Raw genomic sequence first — 17,682 nt, 5'->3', positions numbered from 1 at the left:
GGCTCCTTTCTGGCAGAGACTTTTGCAAGCTGCTTAAGACGTCAGCCGGTTTAAGACGATGCTTCATAGCCGAGGCGCCGATTTAATTCCTCGATAATCTTCTGTGCCGCTACCGGTATGACCGTTCCCGGACCAAAAATCGCCGCCGCCCCTTTCTCCCGCAAATATGGATAGTCCTGCGGTGGAATGACTCCACCGATGATCACAAGGATGTCTTCACGCCCAAGCCGCTTTAACTCCTCAATCACCTGCGGCAAAAGTGTGTTATGGCCTGCCGCCAGAGAGCTCATTCCTAAAATGTGGACATCATTTTCAACGGCCTGTAAAGCAGCCTCCTCCGGCGTCTGGAAAAGCGGTCCAATATCAACATCAAAACCCATATCAGCAAAGGCGGTAGAAATCACCTTCGCCCCGCGGTCATGGCCATCCTGGCCCATCTTCGCAATCATAATCCGCGGCCGTCTTCCTTCCTGCTCGGTAAACCGGTCCGTCATCTCGCGAATCGTCTTCATCTCTTCCTTCTCCCCATATTCTGAACGGTAGACGCCACTAATCGAGCGGATCACCGCTTTATGCCGGCCAACTGCCTTTTCATAAGCGAGTGAGATTTCCCCAAGGCTTGCCCTCGCCCTGGCCGCTTCCACCGCAAGCGCAAGGAGATTGCCTTTACCCGAGCGGGCAGAAGCGGTAATCGCCTCGAGACGCTGCTGCACGTCCTCCTCATTGCGGTTCTTTCTGAGTTCTTCCAGGCGCTTCATTTGCGCCGTCCGGACAGCGGTGTTATCAATATTCAGAATCTCCAGCGGCTCCTCCTCATCCGGCCGGTAACGATTGACACCAATGATCACTTCTTTGCCGGAGTCAATATGCGCCTGCCGTCTCGCCGCCGCTTCTTCGATCCGCATTTTTGGCAGTCCTGTCTCAATCGCCTTCGCCATTCCTCCAAGCTGCTCCACCTCTTCAATATGGCTCCATGCTTTTTCCAGGAGCTCGGCTGTCAGCTTCTCGACATAGTATGAACCGCCCCACGGGTCAAGCACATTCGTAATCCCTGTTTCCTCCTGCAAATAAAGCTGTGTGTTGCGGGCGATTCTGGCCGAGAAGTCGGTCGGCAGCGCAATCGCTTCATCGAGCGCATTCGTATGAAGCGATTGCGTATGACCGAGAGCGGCAGCCATCGCCTCAATGCAAGTACGGACAACATTATTAAAAGGGTCCTGCTCGGTCAAGCTCCAGCCTGACGTCTGCGAATGAGTCCGGAGAGCCAGTGATTTATCATTTTTCGGCTGAAACGACTTCATCAGCTTCGCCCAGATCAGGCGCGCCGCCCGCATTTTGGCGACCTCCATAAAATAGTTCATCCCGATCGCCCAGAAAAAGGAGAGCCGCGGCGCGAAGGAATCTATATCCATCCCGGCTTTAATGCCGGTACGCACATATTCGAGCCCGTCAGCAAGTGTATAGGCCAGTTCAATATCAGCCGTCGCTCCCGCCTCCTGCATATGGTAGCCGGAGATGCTGATGCTGTTGAACTTCGGCATATGGATAGACGTATATTCAAAAATATCGGCAATGATTTTCATTGAGGCTTCAGGCGGGTAAATATAGGTGTTGCGCACCATGTATTCCTTCAATATGTCATTTTGAATCGTTCCCGACAGCTTCGAGAGTGGCACGCCCTGCTCCTCCGCCGCGACAATATAAAAGGCCATAACCGGCAAAACAGCACCATTCATCGTCATCGAGACCGACATCTGATCAAGCGGAATTCCGTCAAACAACAGCTTCATATCAAGAACGGAATCGACGGCCACCCCCGCTTTTCCGACATCACCGACGACACGGGGATGATCGGAGTCGTAGCCGCGATGCGTCGCCAAATCAAAGGCGATTGACAGCCCTTTCTGACCCGCCGCCAAATTCCGGCGGTAAAAAGCGTTGCTTTCCTCAGCTGTAGAAAAGCCGGCATACTGTCTGATCGTCCATGGACGCGCTTTGTACATCGCCGGATACGGCCCGCGAAAAAACGGGGCGATTCCAGCAACATAATCCAAGTAGGGGAGATCTGCCGTATCGTCTTTTTGATAAAACGATTTGATCGGGATTTGTTCCATCGTTTGAAAGCTCGTCTTTGCTTCACTCTTTTTCATTCCTCCTGGTGAGGGAAAGGACATTTGCCGGAAGTTCGGTTTCTTACTCATCGTCTTCTCCTTTCAGCCAATCCTGTAAGGCATACAAAAAAGTATAAGCATTCGTCTGACGGCCAATCGCTTCGTCAAGTCCGGCCTGCTTTAATCTGGCTGTTACTTGTTGATTTAGCAGCCCGGCGATGAAATATTTTTTTCCCGGTGCTGATTGTTTCCATTCTTCAAGCAAACCGGGCGCCGACGTTTCATAAGCCTCATCGCGTCCGCACAGAACGATTATTTGGCTTTGGCAAAAGAAATCGGCCTGCTCCCTGGTATCAAGAGATGTCTGACGGACGTCAAAGCCACCGCATTGAAAGAGGCCTGCGATAAAATCAGCGCGTGCCTTATAATCAGCAAGTGCTCCCAGCCCGACAATCAGCACGGATGGCATACCGCCCTGCTTAGCGGCAAGCGTCCTGCTGCGACGACGCAGCTCTTCATACGGTTCGGCAAGACGACGTTGCGGAATCGCGGCAATCGTCGCCTCGCTTCCGTCCTGCTGCCTGAAGCTTTGCTGAAGCGGCGAAAACGGGGTGCCGTCTTCAAGCAATTGCTGCATCTCTTCCAGCGTCTGTGGCGGCTGTTTGATCCCGTTTTTTATCCGGGCGCGCTTCTGCTGAATCCGATCTCCGTATTCTCGCATGGTTTCCTCCTGGCGCGCTGGGGCTGAATCTGACTTCTCCATCAGGTTGATATATTGATTATTGCCGACTATAACCTGCTCACGCGTTTCGACCTGCTGAACCCGCTTTTTCCACATTGCTTCAATCTCATCCTGGATGATGCCTCGCTGTAATGCTTTCACGATTCCACCGGCTTCATCAATTGTTAGAAAGCGCTTCCATGTTTTTTTAGCGAGTTCCTCTGTCACATGCTCGACATACCATGAGCCACCGCTCGGATCAATTGTTTGCCCAATATGCGCCTCCTCTCGCAAAATAAGCGACGTATTTCTCGCGATCCTTCTTGAAAACGGTGTCGTCTGCGACAACGCTTCATCAAATGGACTCACCTCGATGCTGTCGACTCCGGCAACCGCTGCCGCAAAGGCTTCGCTCGTTGACCGCAAAAGGTTAACATGCCTATCCTCAGTTGTTTTCGTAAACAACGATGTCCGCGCGTGAATCATCATTTTCTGCGCTTCCTCCCCGGCACCAAACTCAGCCATAATCGCTGCCCACAACGTCCGGGCGGCACGGAGCTTGGCGATTTCCGTGAAGTAGTCGCTGCCGACAGAAAAGGAAAACACGATCGCTTTACCAGCGTCATCAGCTGTCAGCCCTCTTTCCATCAGCGCTCCAACATAATCTGCACCTGTCGCCAGCGCGCAGGCTAATTCCAGCGCTGCACTGGCGCCTCCGTTATGATAATGATGACTTTGAACCAACACGGTCCGCAAGTCTGGAGCATGTTGGTTCGCCCACTTGACCGCCAAAGCCATTTGTTTATAGGCTTCTGCCAATGGATAAACCAGCTTGCCATGCTTTGCGAGCTGATGCAGCGGGTCGGCTCCGACCACGCCAAGCATCGGCTTCTCTTCCTTGGATGAAATCAATGCCAAAGCAGCGAGAAACGGTGTCGCTATTTCTCCCGCATCAAGATAAAGTGGATAGTGGCCTGGATCAATCGCAGAGAACAACTCACGCATATCGTCAAGGTCGAACAAAGGGACGCCGTCAAACTGCTCTTTTTCCAGCCCGGCGATGCTGCCGCGCTTCACATCCTCAGCAATTGTAATATGCAGCACCTCCTGCCCCATAGCGAGCGCCTGCTGCAGCTCCTCGTTCAATTGCTTCGGCGTTGCGGCTGAAAGCGCCTGGCTAATCATCCAGGAGGACGGCTCGGTCCGGGTCCCTCTCGTGAACGGAAATTGCCCCGGCAGCTGATCTTGCAAAAGGAGCTCTTCTGCATCCTTTCTTTGATACATCGGTTTAAGGACGATGTCATCGGGTAACGCCGTCAGTAATGTTTCAAACGACTTTCCTTTTAATGATTTTTCCGTGACTTGTTGCCATTCTTCATAGGATGGGATCGGAAATTCACTGAATTGAGACAATACTTCGGTTTTTTCCATAGTCATGGCAGCCTCTTAAGGCCCCTTCACTCCCTTCATTTGCACTTTTATTTTTTAAAAAGACACAACACAGTAAGTGAAAACGCTTTCTTAAAGAGGGATATTTCCATGCTTTTTGTCAGGCAGCTTCTTCTTCTTATGACGCAGCATTTCTAAAGATTGGACCAGAACTCTCCGCGTATCGCGCGGATCAATGACATCGTCCACCATCCCGTGCGCAGCGGCGATGTACGGATTGGCAAAGCGTTCGCGATATTCAGCAATCTTCGCCTTTCTCGTCGCCTCCGGGTCAGCGCTCTCGCGGATTTCCTTCGCATAAATGATCGTCGCTGCTCCTTCAGGACCCATGACGGCGAGCTCGGCATTGGGCCAGGCAAAGACGAGGTCGGCGCCGATCGCCTTGCTGTTTAACGCCACATAAGCTCCGCCGAAAGCCTTGCGCAGGATCACGGTTATCTTCGGCACAGTCGCTTCGGAATACGCATACAAAATTTTCGCCCCATGTCTGATGATACCGCCATGCTCCTGCTTCACACCCGGAATAAAGCCGCTGACATCCTCAAATGTAATAAGCGGGATATTAAAGCAATCACAAAAGCGGATAAAGCGGGCGCCTTTATCGGATGAATCTATATCGAGACCGCCGGCCATGTTTTTCGGGTTATTGGCGATAAGGCCAACCGTCTCTCCGGCAATCCGGCCAAAACCGACGACGAGATTTTTCGCAAAGCGCGCCTGTACCTCCATGAAATCACCATCATCGACTATCGACGTCAGCACCTGGCGCACATCGTATACCTTCGTTCCATCGACAGGGACGATGTCAACCAGCTCCTGAACTCGCTCTCCAGGCCCTCTGTTCGCCGCAGACGGTTTGTGAATCGCCTTCTCTTCATAGCTGGAAGGAAGAAATTCCACCAATCGTCTAACCTCAGCCAGCACCTCTTCTTCCGTTGCCGCCGCAAAATGAGCATTGCCACTTTTCGTTGAATGAACACTTGCTCCGCCAAGATCCTCCTGATTGATCTTTGCCCCGGTTACACTTTCAATGACCTTTGGACCTGTAATAAACATTTGACTCGTTTTTTCCACCATAAAGACAAAATCAGTAATCGCCGGTGAATAAACCGCACCGCCAGCGCATGGGCCAAGGATGACGGAGATTTGCGGAATAACGCCTGAATAAATGGAGTTTCGGTAAAAGATATGTCCATAGCCGTCTAGCGAGAGGACGCCCTCCTGAATCCGCGCTCCGCCTGAATCATTCAAGCCGATAATCGGCGCGCCATTCTCCGCCGCCAGGTCCATGACATTGACAATTTTCTTCGCATGCATTTCGCCAAGGGCGCCGCCAAATACCGTGAAGTCCTGGGCAAACAGGAAAACGAGCCGGCCGGCGATCTTGCCGTAGCCTGTCACTACACCATCTCCTGGTCCTTCTGCGAGTCCTTCCGCCGAGCTGCGATGCTCAATAAAAGGGTTTAATTCAACGAAACTGCCTTCATCAAGCAACAGGTCAATGCGCTGTCTTGCTGTCAGCTTTCCACGCTCATGCTGCGCATCAATTCGTTTTTGTCCACCGCCAAGCTGCACTTTTTCACGTCGTATCTCTAATTCCTGAATATGATCAAACATATCCATCACTCTTTACACCACCTTTTGTTATGTAAAGGTTTCTCTTCTCCCATCCAAGCCTACATCTCTCCAAATGAAGGGTCTCTTAGCCTAGCTTATTTGTCAGAAAGAATCTAGCATATTCCGGCTTTGCCAGCGCTTCCTTTGTCATCACAGCATGCATAATCAGATCCGCATAAATATCGGCGATTTCTTCAATCGAATACTGGCCCGTTTCTTTGTACCACTTATACGTCCAGTTCGTCATCCCGAAAATCGCCATTGAAGTAATCGGCACGGGAATTTCCTTTCTAAATTCTCCACAGGTGATTCCTTCGTTGACGACGCGAAACATTTTTTCTTTGTAGCGGTCGCGCTTGCGTTTAATCGTTTCGAAATACTCCTTGCTTAAATAGAGCGATTCCTGGTAAAAAACTGTCACATGCGGGCGGTACAGATCAAACATCATAACAAATGATCTGACCGTTTCATAAAGCCGCTCGGCCGGTGTCGAAAACCGGTTATACGCATCCTCGGCTTTATCAAGAATGTATGTGATAAAGGAATCATGGACCGTGTAGAGAAGTTCATCCTTCGACTTAAAATTATGATAAAATCCCCCCTTTGATGTTTCGCTTTCCTGCACGATCCGATCAACGGTTACGGCGTGAAACCCGTTTTCTTCAAAAAGTCGTAATGCTGTTTCTATAATTCTCTCTTTTGTAGGCTTTTTCTTCATTTTTATCTCTATATCTCCTTTCACGTAAAGCAGATACCCGCAGACTGACTAGTCGGTCGGAAGGTATTAGGATTATTATACGAAATGTTCTGACTTTTGTCAATGTTATTTTTGCAATCGCTTTCTTTTCTTTATAAGCCTGGAAATTACGTGGTTCTCCGTTTCGTTCCGTACGGAGCAAAGAGAAAAGACCCCGCTCCTCTCTTTGCTCCGCACTTTCATTCGCTCTTGTCCCAATCCGGGCTCTATTTTAACCTCGAGTACAGTTTTTTAGCTGACACAGCATTTTAAATTATCAAGCGCTTTTCGTTTTAAACGCGATACTTGCATTTGGGAAAGACCGAGCTTCTCCGCCGCCTGCTTTTGCGAAAAACCGTCCATCACGGTTAAAAAAATTATCTGCTTTTCTTTTTCCGTCAATCCGCTCAGCATTTCTGTCAGAGCGAGGGAGTGATGGATTTGCTCAAATTCATTTTCAACCATCGGGATGACATCAAGCAATGTCAGCTCCTCGTCATCACGATGAACCTGCTTAAACAGGGAAACCGATTGGTACGACTGCCACGCCTGCTGACACTCCTTCACTTCCCGTTCACTGACCTGCAGCGCCTCGGCCACCTCGGTCACTTCCGGTACCCGTTGGAGTATGCTCGTCAATTCATCCATCTTTTTGTGAATACGCGGCCCTGTTTCTTTTATCCGCCGTGGCACATGAACACTCCAAGTCTGATCCCGTAAATACCGTTTTATTTCTCCAATAATCGTCGGGATGGCAAAAGCTTCAAAAGATCGTCCGCGATCATATTGATACCGTTTAATCGCCAGTAATAAACCAATCATTCCTACCTGAATCAAATCTTCATTCATCTGGGGGTGGAGTGTGTATCGGTGAGCATATTTCCATACAAGATGTTCATACTTTCTTAGCAGATCCTCGATCCGCTCTTCATTGATAGCATTACCCTCAAGCTGGTGTTCCTGTTTCACTACAGTAATCAATGAAATCACCTTCTTCCTCCATCTTTTTACCTATGGCAAGAGAAGAGAAGCGTTTCTATCTGTTTTACGCTCCTCTACCCCACATAGCGTAATCAACAGTTCATTCCTTTTGCGATCGTTTCGATAGGCTGCTTTCCCCGTCAGGATGGTTTCTTCTTCAGGCGATTAAGTGGTAAAATCTAGCTTGCTTTTATTATACAACATTTTCGAACCATTCTCTTCACCTGCCATATAATAAAGCGAACGAACGGAAAGGAGGCTGGCCCCACATGAGCTTTCATCCGGAGCGCATGAAAAAACTGCTTGCTCTCGACCCGTTTTTAGCCTCTGCCTATGATGAAGTTCGGCAACACTTTCAGTCGGAGGAAGAAGCTCTTCATTATTTGTTTTTACATTATGTTAAAGGCGAGCCTATTTTTCAAAACGCTTACAACCTTTTAACGTAAATTTTGATAGAAGAACTGACTGGAAGAGGCGGGATATCGCAGATTACTTCTTGCGGTTAGTAGTATCTATTTCGTGCATCCTTTTGCTCCTGAAATCGTCTTCGCTAAGTTGCTCTGACTGCATAACGGCTTTTAAATGATCTGAGTGGCTGTTCGACCTTCCCTCCCTACTACGAGAAACAACAGCAGCACAAACCAAGACATTGGTTTGTGCTGCTGTTTCATTTTCCTCCTGCTAAACTCTTCTCCCGGTTACGAGGCGGATGATTAGTACAATTAAGGCAACAACCAGCAGCAAATGGATCAGATTGCCTGCTACCTCAAAGCTGAATCCCAGTAACCAGAGAATCAATAAAATAATTAACAGTGTCCACATCAGTTTCACCTCATTTACGATTTTATTGGTGCTCTTCTTTTCATTTCCCTAATTAAATCTGTTTCATGTCTCAAAAGTTAAATGGAGTTCAAATCCGTTTTCAACGACGGTTTTTCCTTTGCGATGATCATCGACCAACTGTTTGTACTGTTTCGAATATCGCAGAAATTGTTCACGGTCATTTGCTTCTAATGCTTGGTCAATCTCCTCAAGCAGTCTCTTCTTCTTGTCGTGATAGAGCGAGTATTCAAGGATCGCCTGTGCGTATAAGGACTGAACCGTTGCTTCTGAACGTCTTTGCAGGCTTCTGATGATCTGCAGCTGCTTCATCACATTATTATCCATCGCGAACTGGTTATTCATCCTAATCCCTCCTCAGCGTTTTCTTTACTTGATAAATACCCACGAGATCATATCGCGAAACATTGCTTTGTTCCTTACTCATTTCTATCGCTTTCCTCACAGCTCACTGCTACGGGAATATGCGCTGTTCAAAAGACATAACCAAATGTCTAGTAATTTTTCATCATACGGACATCATAACAGTAACGATTGAATGAGGTTTACGTTATAATAAACAATAAAACCTCTTGGAGTGTGATATTGTTTGGACGAAATACCGTTAAGTATGATCACCCTGTTTTTCATTTTATTAATCCTGTCGGCTTTTTTCTCCTCGGTTGAAACTGCTTTTTCAAGCGCCAATAAAATCCGTTTAAAAAGCTACGCTGATGAGAATCGCCCTGGCGCGAAAAAAGCGCTCTACATTATAGAGAATTTCGATAAAGCGTTATCAACTATTCTCGTCGGCAATAATCTCGTTAATATTGCCGCGGCGACCATATCCGCACAGCTGGCGACGGATCTCTTCGGTCCGAGCACCGGCGTATTTGTCAGTACATTTGTCGTCACGATTCTCGTGCTCATCTTTGGCGAAATTATGCCAAAATCCTTTGCCAAAGAATTCGCGGAACCATTTTCATTACGCGTTTCCGGGATTCTTATGATTCTGATTACGATTTTAACTCCTGTCACCTGGGTGTTTCTTCAGCTAAGAAAGGCTGTCTCCCTGCTTATTCGAAATAAACAGGCTACTCCTTCTATTACAGAGGAAGAATTAAAAGTAATGGTGCAGATGAGTGAAGATGAAGGTGTCTTAAATGAAAATGAGAAAGAGCTTGTCCACCGTTCTTTAGATTTCGATGATATTCTTGTCGGGGAAATTTTAAAACCGAGAATGGATATTACGGCGATCAATCTCAATCAATCGGCGGAGGAAATTAAAGAGATCTTCTTCCGGGAACGCTTTTCACGTTTACCTGTTTATGACGGTACGATTGATCATATTATTGGCATTTTGTCCGAGCGGGACTTTCTCACCGCCTATATTCAAGACAGCAATGTCGATATTCCCTCGTTGATCAGGGAGCCTTTACTCGTTGTGGAATCGATGAAAATTTCAGCTCTGTTACCGGAGCTGCAAAAAAATAAAATTCATATGGCGATTGTGATCGATGAATTTGGCGGAACGTCAGGGCTCGTGACCCTTGAGGATATTCTCGAAGAAATTGTCGGGGAAATATGGGACGAGCATGATGAAACGATCAAGCTTGTGAAGCAGCTAGATCCACAGACGTATCTTTTCCATGCCGATTACTCACTTGATGATTTCGCGCGGCTGATGAACGTTGAACTGCCGAATACGTCCTATTATACGTTGGGAGGCTGGATCGTGGAGGAATTTCAGCGGATTCCTGCAAAGGGGGATCAATTTACCTATGAGCATCTTTCCTTACACGTCGAGGAAACGGAAAATCGCAGGCTGCGACTGATCAAAGTCACGCTTCATTAAGAGAGGCTGGGCAAAAGGTAAACAACCTTTTGCCCAGCCTTTGTTGCGGGAAGTTAATCCTCAGCCTCTATTTGGTCAATTTCATTCTGCACGATATGAATGACTTCCTTGCGATCATCATCATAAAACAATAAAGACTGTTTATTCTTATCATAAGAAATCAATCTCACATGCAACGTTTGCCTTCCTATTTTTGGTCGAATAATTGTTAATCTGAGCAATTGGTTTCTCTCTATCCAATCTTGTAATGGAAAGTACTCTTCCATTCTTACTTCCTCCTTGCACATCTTCTCCTTACTATTTACCCTTATTTTCATCATTATCACGTTGCTTTTGTTGTTTATAGAGAGAACCTCACTTCAGCATCTTATGATGATTATCATTTGATCGTGCCGTCATAAACCTACATTCCTTCGTCCTCAAACCGTTTCAGGTCGTTTTTATGTCCGATCACGATGAGAATATCCCCCTGCTGGATTTGATCCGTCGGAGTCGGAGCAATATTAATATCATCTCCTCGTTTTATCCCAAGAATCGTGCAGCCGTACAGCGCCCGAATATTCAACTCAACAAGTGACTTACTGGAAACCTTATCTGTCGCAATCAGTTCAACGATACTATAATCAGGAGAAAGCTCGATGTAGTCTACGATTTTTTCCGAAATGATATGCTGGGCGATGCGGATGCCCATATCTTGCTCCGGATGAACAATACGGTCAGCGCCGATCTTTTCCAATACACGCTGATGATAATAGTTTTGTGCTTTGACCCATACTTTTTCGACACCCAGTTCTTTTAATAGCAATGTACAAAGAATGCTTGATTGAATATCATCACCAATCGCCACAATCACATAATCAAAATTGCGGATGCCCAATGACTGAAGCGCTTTTTCATCCGTCCCATTGGCGATCACACTATGAGTGGAATGGGGTGTAATGTCGTTGACTTTTTCTTCTCGCGAATCGATCGCCAACACTTCATGGCCTAATTTGTAGAGCTCTTTGCAAACACTGCTTCCAAAGCGGCCCAGTCCAATAACAGCAAATTGTTTTTTCATCCGTTCCCCTACCTTCCGTTTCGTTTATAACGGCTGTGCTGACGCTTTCTCAGTCTCTCAAGCGGATCGGCCTTCTTTGGCGCGTCAACCTTTTCCGCCTTCAGCAGCTGGTCGCCGGCAAGCTCAATTTCCAAATGGAGTCCTTCCCTCACCGGAAACGAAAATGCCTCTTTCGGAAAGATCATTTCCTTCTCCTCTGACCCGACCAGCAGCACGACAAAGGTCTGATCGACCATCCTGTCTATCACGGCCTTCACTCTGTTCACCTCTTTCCTCTATTCGCCATGCTCCAAGATTATTTCATAAGAAGTTCCATCGGTCTCGACAATGATCTGCCCATGCTGATCCGTTCCGAACAAAGGAATAGCCTTTTCTTTAAAAAGCTCGACAACTTCAGAATGCGGATGCCCGTATTCATTATCTCTACCTGCTGAATAGATCCCAGCTTCAGGATTCACTGCTTCCAGGAAAGCCGGCGTCGTGGAAGTCGAAGAGCCATGATGCCCTAGCCGTAAAATGGTCGACTGCAAATGAGCTGAGCGCGCGATGATCTCTTCCTCCGCCTCTGCTTCCGCATCTCCCATCATTAAAAATGAAACTTCGCCAAAATGAAGCTTAACGGCGATCGAGCCGTTATTCAGGTCACCGGTCAGTTCTTCCGGATGCAGCACCTCAAGCAGCAGCGGACCAACTTCAAACTCCTCACCGGCACGCGGCTCATAGTAGTCTGCTCCGGAAGCTTCAAGAGCTTCTACCATCCGCTCAAATGTCTTCGTCGTGTGACTGTCACCCGACATCCATACTTCTTCCACCGGAAACGCATCTAATACTTGATCAGCCTGGCCGATATGATCAGCGTGAGGGTGGGTCGCAATAAACAAATCAATCCGTTCCACCCCTCTGCCCTCAAGCAAAGAGACGACCTCTTCCCGATCGTGCCGCCCGGCGTCAATCAAAATCGTCGCCTCTTCCGTTTGAAACAGTGTCGCGTCCCCTTGCCCGACGTCAAAAAAGGTGACAATTAAATCCCCCTCCGCCACAGGAGGCGGGGTGGGGGAAGCCATCTGCTGCTCGGGAAAGCAGCCGGCACAAATAAAAAGCAGGCTTAGTAAAATTCCAGTTATAGTCCATTTGTACTTATTCATCTCTTTTTTTCCTTTCACAGCAAAACCCCACCTGCCAGTTTATTAGCAAATGGGGACCATTTCATATTTCCCGGCAAGAAAACATCCGACCTTTTTCCTGCCATGGATAGTATAACATATAAACGCTGAAAAACGCCCTTCCTCCGATGCCGGCAACAGTTTCTCCTGCACGCGGCATGCAGAGGGGCTGCCTTCATCCGCTGGGGTATAGCAATGGCTTCGTTCGCTACTCGCCTAGAGAAGAGAACCCCGCTCTTCTCTAAGCTTTCAAAACATGTAGCGACTTCGCTCATTGCTTCGACCATCCTCAAAAGGGAAAAGCACCCTGGGTCTAGCTTAATACTTTTTTGATCGCTTCTAGGACGCGGTCGGCTTGGAATGGTTTGACGATGAAGTCTTTCGCGCCTGACTGAATCGCATCGATAACCATTGATTGCTGTCCCATCGCGGAACACATGATGACTTTCGCTCCGCCATCAATCTGCTTAATTTCTTTAAGAGCCTGAATGCCGTCCATTTCAGGCATCGTAATATCCATCGTGACGAGATCAGGATTTAATTCCTTATACTTCTCAACAGCTTCAGCGCCGTTTGCTGCTTCACCGACAACTTCAAAACCATTTTTTGATAAAATATCCTTAATCATCATCCGCATAAATGCTGCATCATCCACAATTAATATTGACGCCATACGACCACCTCATTACCTTTTCTACATAAATTAGTTATGAATCTGATTCCAAAATTACTTTTTCTAAGTTTAATAGTGTAAACAGTCTGTTGTCCAGCTTGACCACACCACGCAAATATTCAGCCTCCACGCCGCCGACAACTTCTGGCGTCGGTTCGATCTTTTCATGTGGAATGTCAAGCACATCATTCGCGCCATCGACAATGACCCCGATTTCCAGCTCATCCTTCGCAATCACGAGAATCCGGGTCGATTCATCAAAGCTTTTATCCGCTAAACCAAACCGTTTGCGCAAATTGATGATCGGTGTAATCATCCCGCGTAAGTTCATCACTCCCGTCACAAACGGAAAGGTTCTCGGAATTCGCGTGACAGGCTGCATCCGTTCAATCGATTGAACATAATCCACTTCAATCGCGTACTCTTCATCTTCTAACTGAAAAACGATCACTTTTAATTCTTGTTTCGTAGCAATTTCACTGGACAATGTAACGGCCTCCCTTGGTAAGATTACTTAATTAACGCATTCGAATCAACGATTAAGGCAACCTGTCCATTTCCAAGTATGGTTGCTCCTGAAATCGCAAAAACATCCTTCAAATAGTTTCCAAGTGACTTTAATACAATATCATGCTGGCCAATTAAGGAATCAACAACGAGACCGGCCACCTTCTCCCCTTTATGAACGATCACGAGGGAATAAAACTCATCATCCGTCTGCTCGCCCGGTACTTGGAAAATATCCTTAAGGAAGACAAGCGGAACGACCTTCCCGCGGAAGTCAATGACCTTCTGGTTGTGGGCGCTGTATACGTCCTGTTTGTTGACGATCGCCGTTTCCACGATTGAGCTAAGCGGGATCGCGTATTTCTCATCTTGGAGCTCCACAAGCATGACATCAATAATCGACAGCGTTAATGGCAGCTGGATCGAGAAGACAGAACCTTTTCCAAGCTCTGAGTTCACGGTCACTACTCCGCCTAATGACTCAAATGTATTGCGGACGACATCCAGTCCGACCCCACGGCCAGAGACATCGGTAATCTTTTCGGCCGTACTGAACCCGGAGGCAAAGAGCAGACCAAAGACTTGCTGATCTGTCAGCTTCTCGGCATCCTCTTCGGAAATTACGCCATTTGTTAATGCCTTGTTAAGTACTTTTTCACGATCAATGCCTGCCCCATCATCTTCAATTTCAATGTAGACATTGTTTCCACTATGATATGCTTTCAGGCGTACTGTTCCTTCTTCCGGCTTGCCGAGCTGGCGACGCTTATCCGGTGTCTCAATACCGTGATCGATCGAGTTTCTGAGCAAGTGAACGAGCGGATCGCCAATTTCATCAATGATCGTCCGGTCAAGCTCTGTTTCGGCTCCGATAATCTCGAGATTGACTTTCTTATTCAAGTCTTTTGATAAGCTTCTAACCATGCGTGGAAAGCGATTAAACACTTGTTCAACCGGCATCATTCTCATATTCAAAATAATTTCCTGAAGATCACCGGAAATTCTCGACATTCGCTCGACCGTTTCATTTAATTCATTGTTCTTCAGATCGCTGGCGATTTGCTCAAGCCGTCCGCGATCGATGACCAATTCTTCAAACAAATTCATCAACACATCAAGGCGTTCGATATTCACGCGAATCGTCTTATTATGTTCAGAGGCTGCTTTTTTCGGCTGAGAGGAAGCTGCTTCCTTCACGGCCGGCTTGCTTGTCTGCTCCGGCTTCGCAGCCTGCTCTGCAGCTGCCGACGGACTCGCCTGCTCTTCTTCTTCCACATGGGAAAGCTTTAGTTTATTTTGATCAATCTGCTGAACATGAACATTGGTAATCTCAGAAACTTTTAAAATCCGTTTCTTTATTTCTTCCGCTTCAATCTTCGTAATGACGGTGACAAGGAAATCCTGGTCAAATTTCTCTTCTTCCAGCTCTTCGGCTGGAGGAGACGACTTAATGATTTCACCAATTTGTTCGAGCACCTCAAATACCATAAAGACCCGGGCTGCTTTTAGCATCGCGTTTTCATCGAGCGTCACCTTCACCTGATAGGCGGTATAGTCCTGCTCAAACGACTGCTGCAGAACAGTCCGTTCGAACTCATCATACGTTTCGGACAGGACTTCTTCACCAGAAGTCACCTGCTTTTCTTCCTTCACCGGCGCCTCTGCTGTGGCGGCAATCGTCGGCTCGCCCTTTTCAATTCTTTCAAGCTGGGCGACGACTTCACTCACATCGTGCGACCCGGTTCCTCCGCCGGCAATATCGGTTACCATTGCTTCTAAATCATCGACGGCCGCAAATACGACATCCAGTACTTCCGAAGTAGCCTGAAGCTTATGATTGCGAATTAAATCCAGGACATTTTCCATGTTATGCGTTAAGTGAGCCAGGTCCTCAAAGCCCATGGTAGCCGCCATGCCTTTCAGTGTGTGTGCAGAGCGAAATACTTCGCCTACAATCGAAATGTCATCAGGTGCTTGTTCCAACTTTAAGAGATTGTCGTTAATGGCCTGAAGATGTTCCTGACTTTCGTCAAGAAAGACATCTAGATATTCTGAATTAACCAAATTCCTATTCACCTCGATGTTTTCCGAAAAGGTCGACTACAACGCAACCAAAATTCGGAGCTTTTTTCTCATAATAGCATATTTTTCATCTAAAAAAGTAGATTCTCGCTAGGAAATAAGAAATAGTTTAAAAGAATTAGGGATTTTTGTCGTTTTGTCCAGAAAAATGTCCGCCTTTATCAGCTAAAAAGGTTTGGTAATCAGAGGCTGACAGCGGTTTTGAATGAAGATAACCCTGGACGGTATCACAGCCCTGCTCTTTTAAGTAAGCGAGCTGCTCTTCCGACTCCACCCCTTCGGCAATGACCGCTATTTTCAGAAAATGAGCGAGATTAATAATCATCGCAATCACCGCCTCGCTATTTTTGCCTTTTCCAAGGTTCCGGATAAATGACTGATCAATTTTTAATGCATGGATCGGCATTTGTGCCACATACTGAAGCGAGCTATAACCTGTGCCAAAATCATCGAGACTGATATTAATCCCTAAAGCGCGCAGCTGGTGTAACACCTCGAGCGTCCGTTCAAAGTCAATCGTTACACTTTCCGTTATCTCAACCTCAAGCAAATGCGGGGGGAGCTGCGTCTCTCTCAGTACTTCCTTGACCGTGTCGACGATGTCCTTTTGCAAAAACTGGCGTAAAGAGAGATTGACAGACATCGCGATAGGCGGGTAGCCCTGGTCAATCCAGCTTTTTTTCTGTTGGCAGGCCTCTTTTAATACCCATTTGCCAATCGGGACAATCAAGCCCGTCTCTTCCGCAATCGTAATAAACTTCTCCGGAGATATGAACCCTTCCTCGGGATGCTTCCAACGGACAAGCACCTCTTCTCCGCAAATCGTTCTCGTATTCACATCAAATTTCGGCTGAAAATAAAGCGATAATTCACCTTTGTCCAACGCCCGCCGCAAATCATTTTCGACATAGAACCGTTCGTAAAAATAAGAGCGCATATCACTTTCATAGAACTGATAGCTGTCGCTGCTTTTCGTTTTGGCACGAAACATCGCCACATCAGCTGCTTTAATCAATCCCTCCCCGCTTCTGCCATGCTCTGGAAACAGGGAAATGCCGATGCTTCCGGTTAAGGTGAATTCATAGCCATTGATCAGCAAAGGCTGGCGAATATGCCTCAGCAGCTGCCTGGCGATCCGCACGATATCCTTCTTCTCTGCTTGCCCGGGAAGGATGGCGACAAACTCATCTCCCCCCATGCGCGCCAGAATGTTTGGCGCGAAAAGGTTAGCCTTAAGTCGTGCGGCCAGTTCTTTCAGGGCCAAATCCCCCAAAAAATGACCGAGCGTGTCGTTAACGAACTTAAAACGGTCTAAATCAATAAACATGACAGCGAGCTGCTCTTGCTGTCGAAGGAGCCCCTCCAGCTGCTCTGCCACATATTGGCGATTTGGCAAGCCTGTGAGCGCGTCCTCCTTACTCATCTGCTTTATCTTTTTCTTTGTTTGTACATGCTTTGTCACATCTTGAACAATTCCGATTACGCCTTGCGGACTGCCATCCATTTGGCGCGGAACAATCGTCATTAAGGCGAAGACCTTTTCCTGCCGCCGGTTTAACAGCTCGGTTTGAAAGCACGACACCTCTCCATTCAGCGCCGCTTTCATAAACAACGCAAAAATCGAACGCTGGCTTTCTCCGAGTACATCATAAACGCCCATTGAAAGCAGCTCAGTCTCGTTAAACCCGGTTAATCGGCTCGCAACAGGATTGACCTCCGTAAAACGTCCTAAGCGATCTATGATAAATATGGCATTCGTCGTATAACGAAATAATGAACGATACTGCTGCTCGCTGTCGTGCAGCTTTTTTTTCAGTTCAGTTAAGTTCATTTCATCCATCGCATTCTCCTTTGATCACCTTCAGCTCTATCCTTCCCCCTATTGCCTGTGTGCCATTTCCCTTTTAT

Annotated in this window: 17 protein-coding genes; 2 read left to right on the top strand and 15 right to left on the bottom strand. The window is 47.3% G+C overall.

The window, feature by feature from the left end:
* Nucleotides 1-50: 50 nt before the first annotated feature.
* The 5 genes from scpA to M3212_RS03330 all read right to left on the bottom strand — a co-directional run bounded on the left by scpA (nucleotide 51) and on the right by M3212_RS03330 (nucleotide 7,624).
* Nucleotides 51-2,174 (bottom strand): methylmalonyl-CoA mutase, encoded by a 2,124-nt coding sequence (scpA, locus tag M3212_RS03350; RefSeq protein ID WP_251192585.1) that lies wholly within the window; start codon nucleotides 2,172-2,174, stop codon nucleotides 51-53.
* Nucleotides 2,175-2,193: 19 nt separating this feature from the next.
* The gene (locus M3212_RS03345) at nucleotides 2,194-4,269 is read right to left on the bottom strand and encodes a methylmalonyl-CoA mutase family protein (RefSeq protein WP_251192527.1); all 2,076 of its coding nucleotides are present in this window, start codon (nucleotides 4,267-4,269) and stop codon (nucleotides 2,194-2,196) included.
* Between the two features lie 84 nt (nucleotides 4,270-4,353).
* Nucleotides 4,354-5,904: an acyl-CoA carboxylase subunit beta gene (locus M3212_RS03340; RefSeq protein WP_251192584.1), complete on the bottom strand. Its 1,551-nt coding sequence runs from the start codon at nucleotides 5,902-5,904 to the stop codon at nucleotides 4,354-4,356.
* Between the two features lie 79 nt (nucleotides 5,905-5,983).
* Nucleotides 5,984-6,616, bottom strand: a complete 633-nt coding sequence (locus M3212_RS03335) for a TetR/AcrR family transcriptional regulator (RefSeq protein WP_251192526.1) — start codon at nucleotides 6,614-6,616, stop codon at nucleotides 5,984-5,986.
* A 270-nt stretch (nucleotides 6,617-6,886) separates the two neighbouring features.
* A complete protein-coding gene (locus M3212_RS03330; protein WP_251192525.1) occupies nucleotides 6,887-7,624 on the bottom strand; it encodes a SigB/SigF/SigG family RNA polymerase sigma factor in 738 nt (245 codons plus the stop codon).
* A 260-nt stretch (nucleotides 7,625-7,884) separates the two neighbouring features.
* Between M3212_RS03330 and M3212_RS03325 the strand changes: the two genes are divergently transcribed.
* On the top strand, nucleotides 7,885-8,061 hold the full coding sequence (locus M3212_RS03325) for a hypothetical protein (RefSeq protein WP_251192524.1): 177 nt from the start codon (nucleotides 7,885-7,887) through the stop codon (nucleotides 8,059-8,061).
* Between the two features lie 235 nt (nucleotides 8,062-8,296).
* On the opposite strand, the gene M3212_RS03320 is transcribed toward M3212_RS03325, so the two are convergent.
* Complete coding sequence (locus M3212_RS03320) at nucleotides 8,297-8,437, bottom strand: lmo0937 family membrane protein (RefSeq protein WP_251192523.1); 141 nt, start codon at nucleotides 8,435-8,437, stop codon at nucleotides 8,297-8,299.
* A gap of 63 nt (nucleotides 8,438-8,500) precedes the next feature.
* Nucleotides 8,501-8,800: an IDEAL domain-containing protein gene (locus tag M3212_RS03315; RefSeq protein ID WP_251192522.1), complete on the bottom strand. Its 300-nt coding sequence runs from the start codon at nucleotides 8,798-8,800 to the stop codon at nucleotides 8,501-8,503.
* 244 nt (nucleotides 8,801-9,044) lie between these two features.
* On the opposite strand from M3212_RS03315, the gene M3212_RS03310 reads away from it, so the two are divergent.
* Complete coding sequence (locus tag M3212_RS03310; protein WP_251192521.1) at nucleotides 9,045-10,289, top strand: hemolysin family protein; 1,245 nt, start codon at nucleotides 9,045-9,047, stop codon at nucleotides 10,287-10,289.
* Between the two features lie 53 nt (nucleotides 10,290-10,342).
* On the opposite strand, the gene M3212_RS03305 is transcribed toward M3212_RS03310, so the two are convergent.
* From M3212_RS03305 to M3212_RS03270, 8 genes are all read right to left on the bottom strand, one after another.
* The gene (locus tag M3212_RS03305; RefSeq protein WP_251192520.1) at nucleotides 10,343-10,555 is read right to left on the bottom strand and encodes a hypothetical protein; all 213 of its coding nucleotides are present in this window, start codon (nucleotides 10,553-10,555) and stop codon (nucleotides 10,343-10,345) included.
* 137 nt (nucleotides 10,556-10,692) lie between these two features.
* Entirely contained in the window at nucleotides 10,693-11,349 is a 657-nt protein-coding gene (locus M3212_RS03300; RefSeq protein ID WP_251192519.1) for a potassium channel family protein, read from the bottom strand.
* A gap of 8 nt (nucleotides 11,350-11,357) precedes the next feature.
* Nucleotides 11,358-11,606 carry a hypothetical protein gene (locus tag M3212_RS03295; RefSeq protein ID WP_251192518.1) on the bottom strand — a complete coding sequence of 83 codons (249 nt, stop codon included), beginning with the start codon at nucleotides 11,604-11,606 and terminating at the stop codon, nucleotides 11,358-11,360.
* Nucleotides 11,607-11,624: 18 nt separating this feature from the next.
* Nucleotides 11,625-12,512, bottom strand: coding sequence for a ComEC/Rec2 family competence protein (locus M3212_RS03290; RefSeq protein WP_251192517.1), 888 nt, complete (start codon nucleotides 12,510-12,512; stop codon nucleotides 11,625-11,627).
* 313 nt (nucleotides 12,513-12,825) lie between these two features.
* Nucleotides 12,826-13,185, bottom strand: coding sequence for a response regulator (locus M3212_RS03285; RefSeq protein ID WP_251192516.1), 360 nt, complete (start codon nucleotides 13,183-13,185; stop codon nucleotides 12,826-12,828).
* A gap of 34 nt (nucleotides 13,186-13,219) precedes the next feature.
* Complete coding sequence (locus tag M3212_RS03280) at nucleotides 13,220-13,672, bottom strand: chemotaxis protein CheW (protein WP_251192515.1); 453 nt, start codon at nucleotides 13,670-13,672, stop codon at nucleotides 13,220-13,222.
* 23 nt (nucleotides 13,673-13,695) lie between these two features.
* Nucleotides 13,696-15,756 (bottom strand): chemotaxis protein CheA, encoded by a 2,061-nt coding sequence (locus M3212_RS03275; protein WP_251192514.1) that lies wholly within the window; start codon nucleotides 15,754-15,756, stop codon nucleotides 13,696-13,698.
* 136 nt (nucleotides 15,757-15,892) lie between these two features.
* Nucleotides 15,893-17,614, bottom strand: a complete 1,722-nt coding sequence (locus M3212_RS03270; protein WP_251192513.1) for a putative bifunctional diguanylate cyclase/phosphodiesterase — start codon at nucleotides 17,612-17,614, stop codon at nucleotides 15,893-15,895.
* Nucleotides 17,615-17,682 lie beyond the last annotated feature (68 nt).

Origin of the sequence: Halalkalibacter oceani (genome assembly GCF_023715705.1) — a bacterium.
Classification (GTDB): domain Bacteria; phylum Bacillota; class Bacilli; order Bacillales; family Bacillaceae_D; genus Halalkalibacter; species Halalkalibacter oceani_A.
This window is presented reverse-complemented; position numbering and strand designations above follow the sequence as displayed.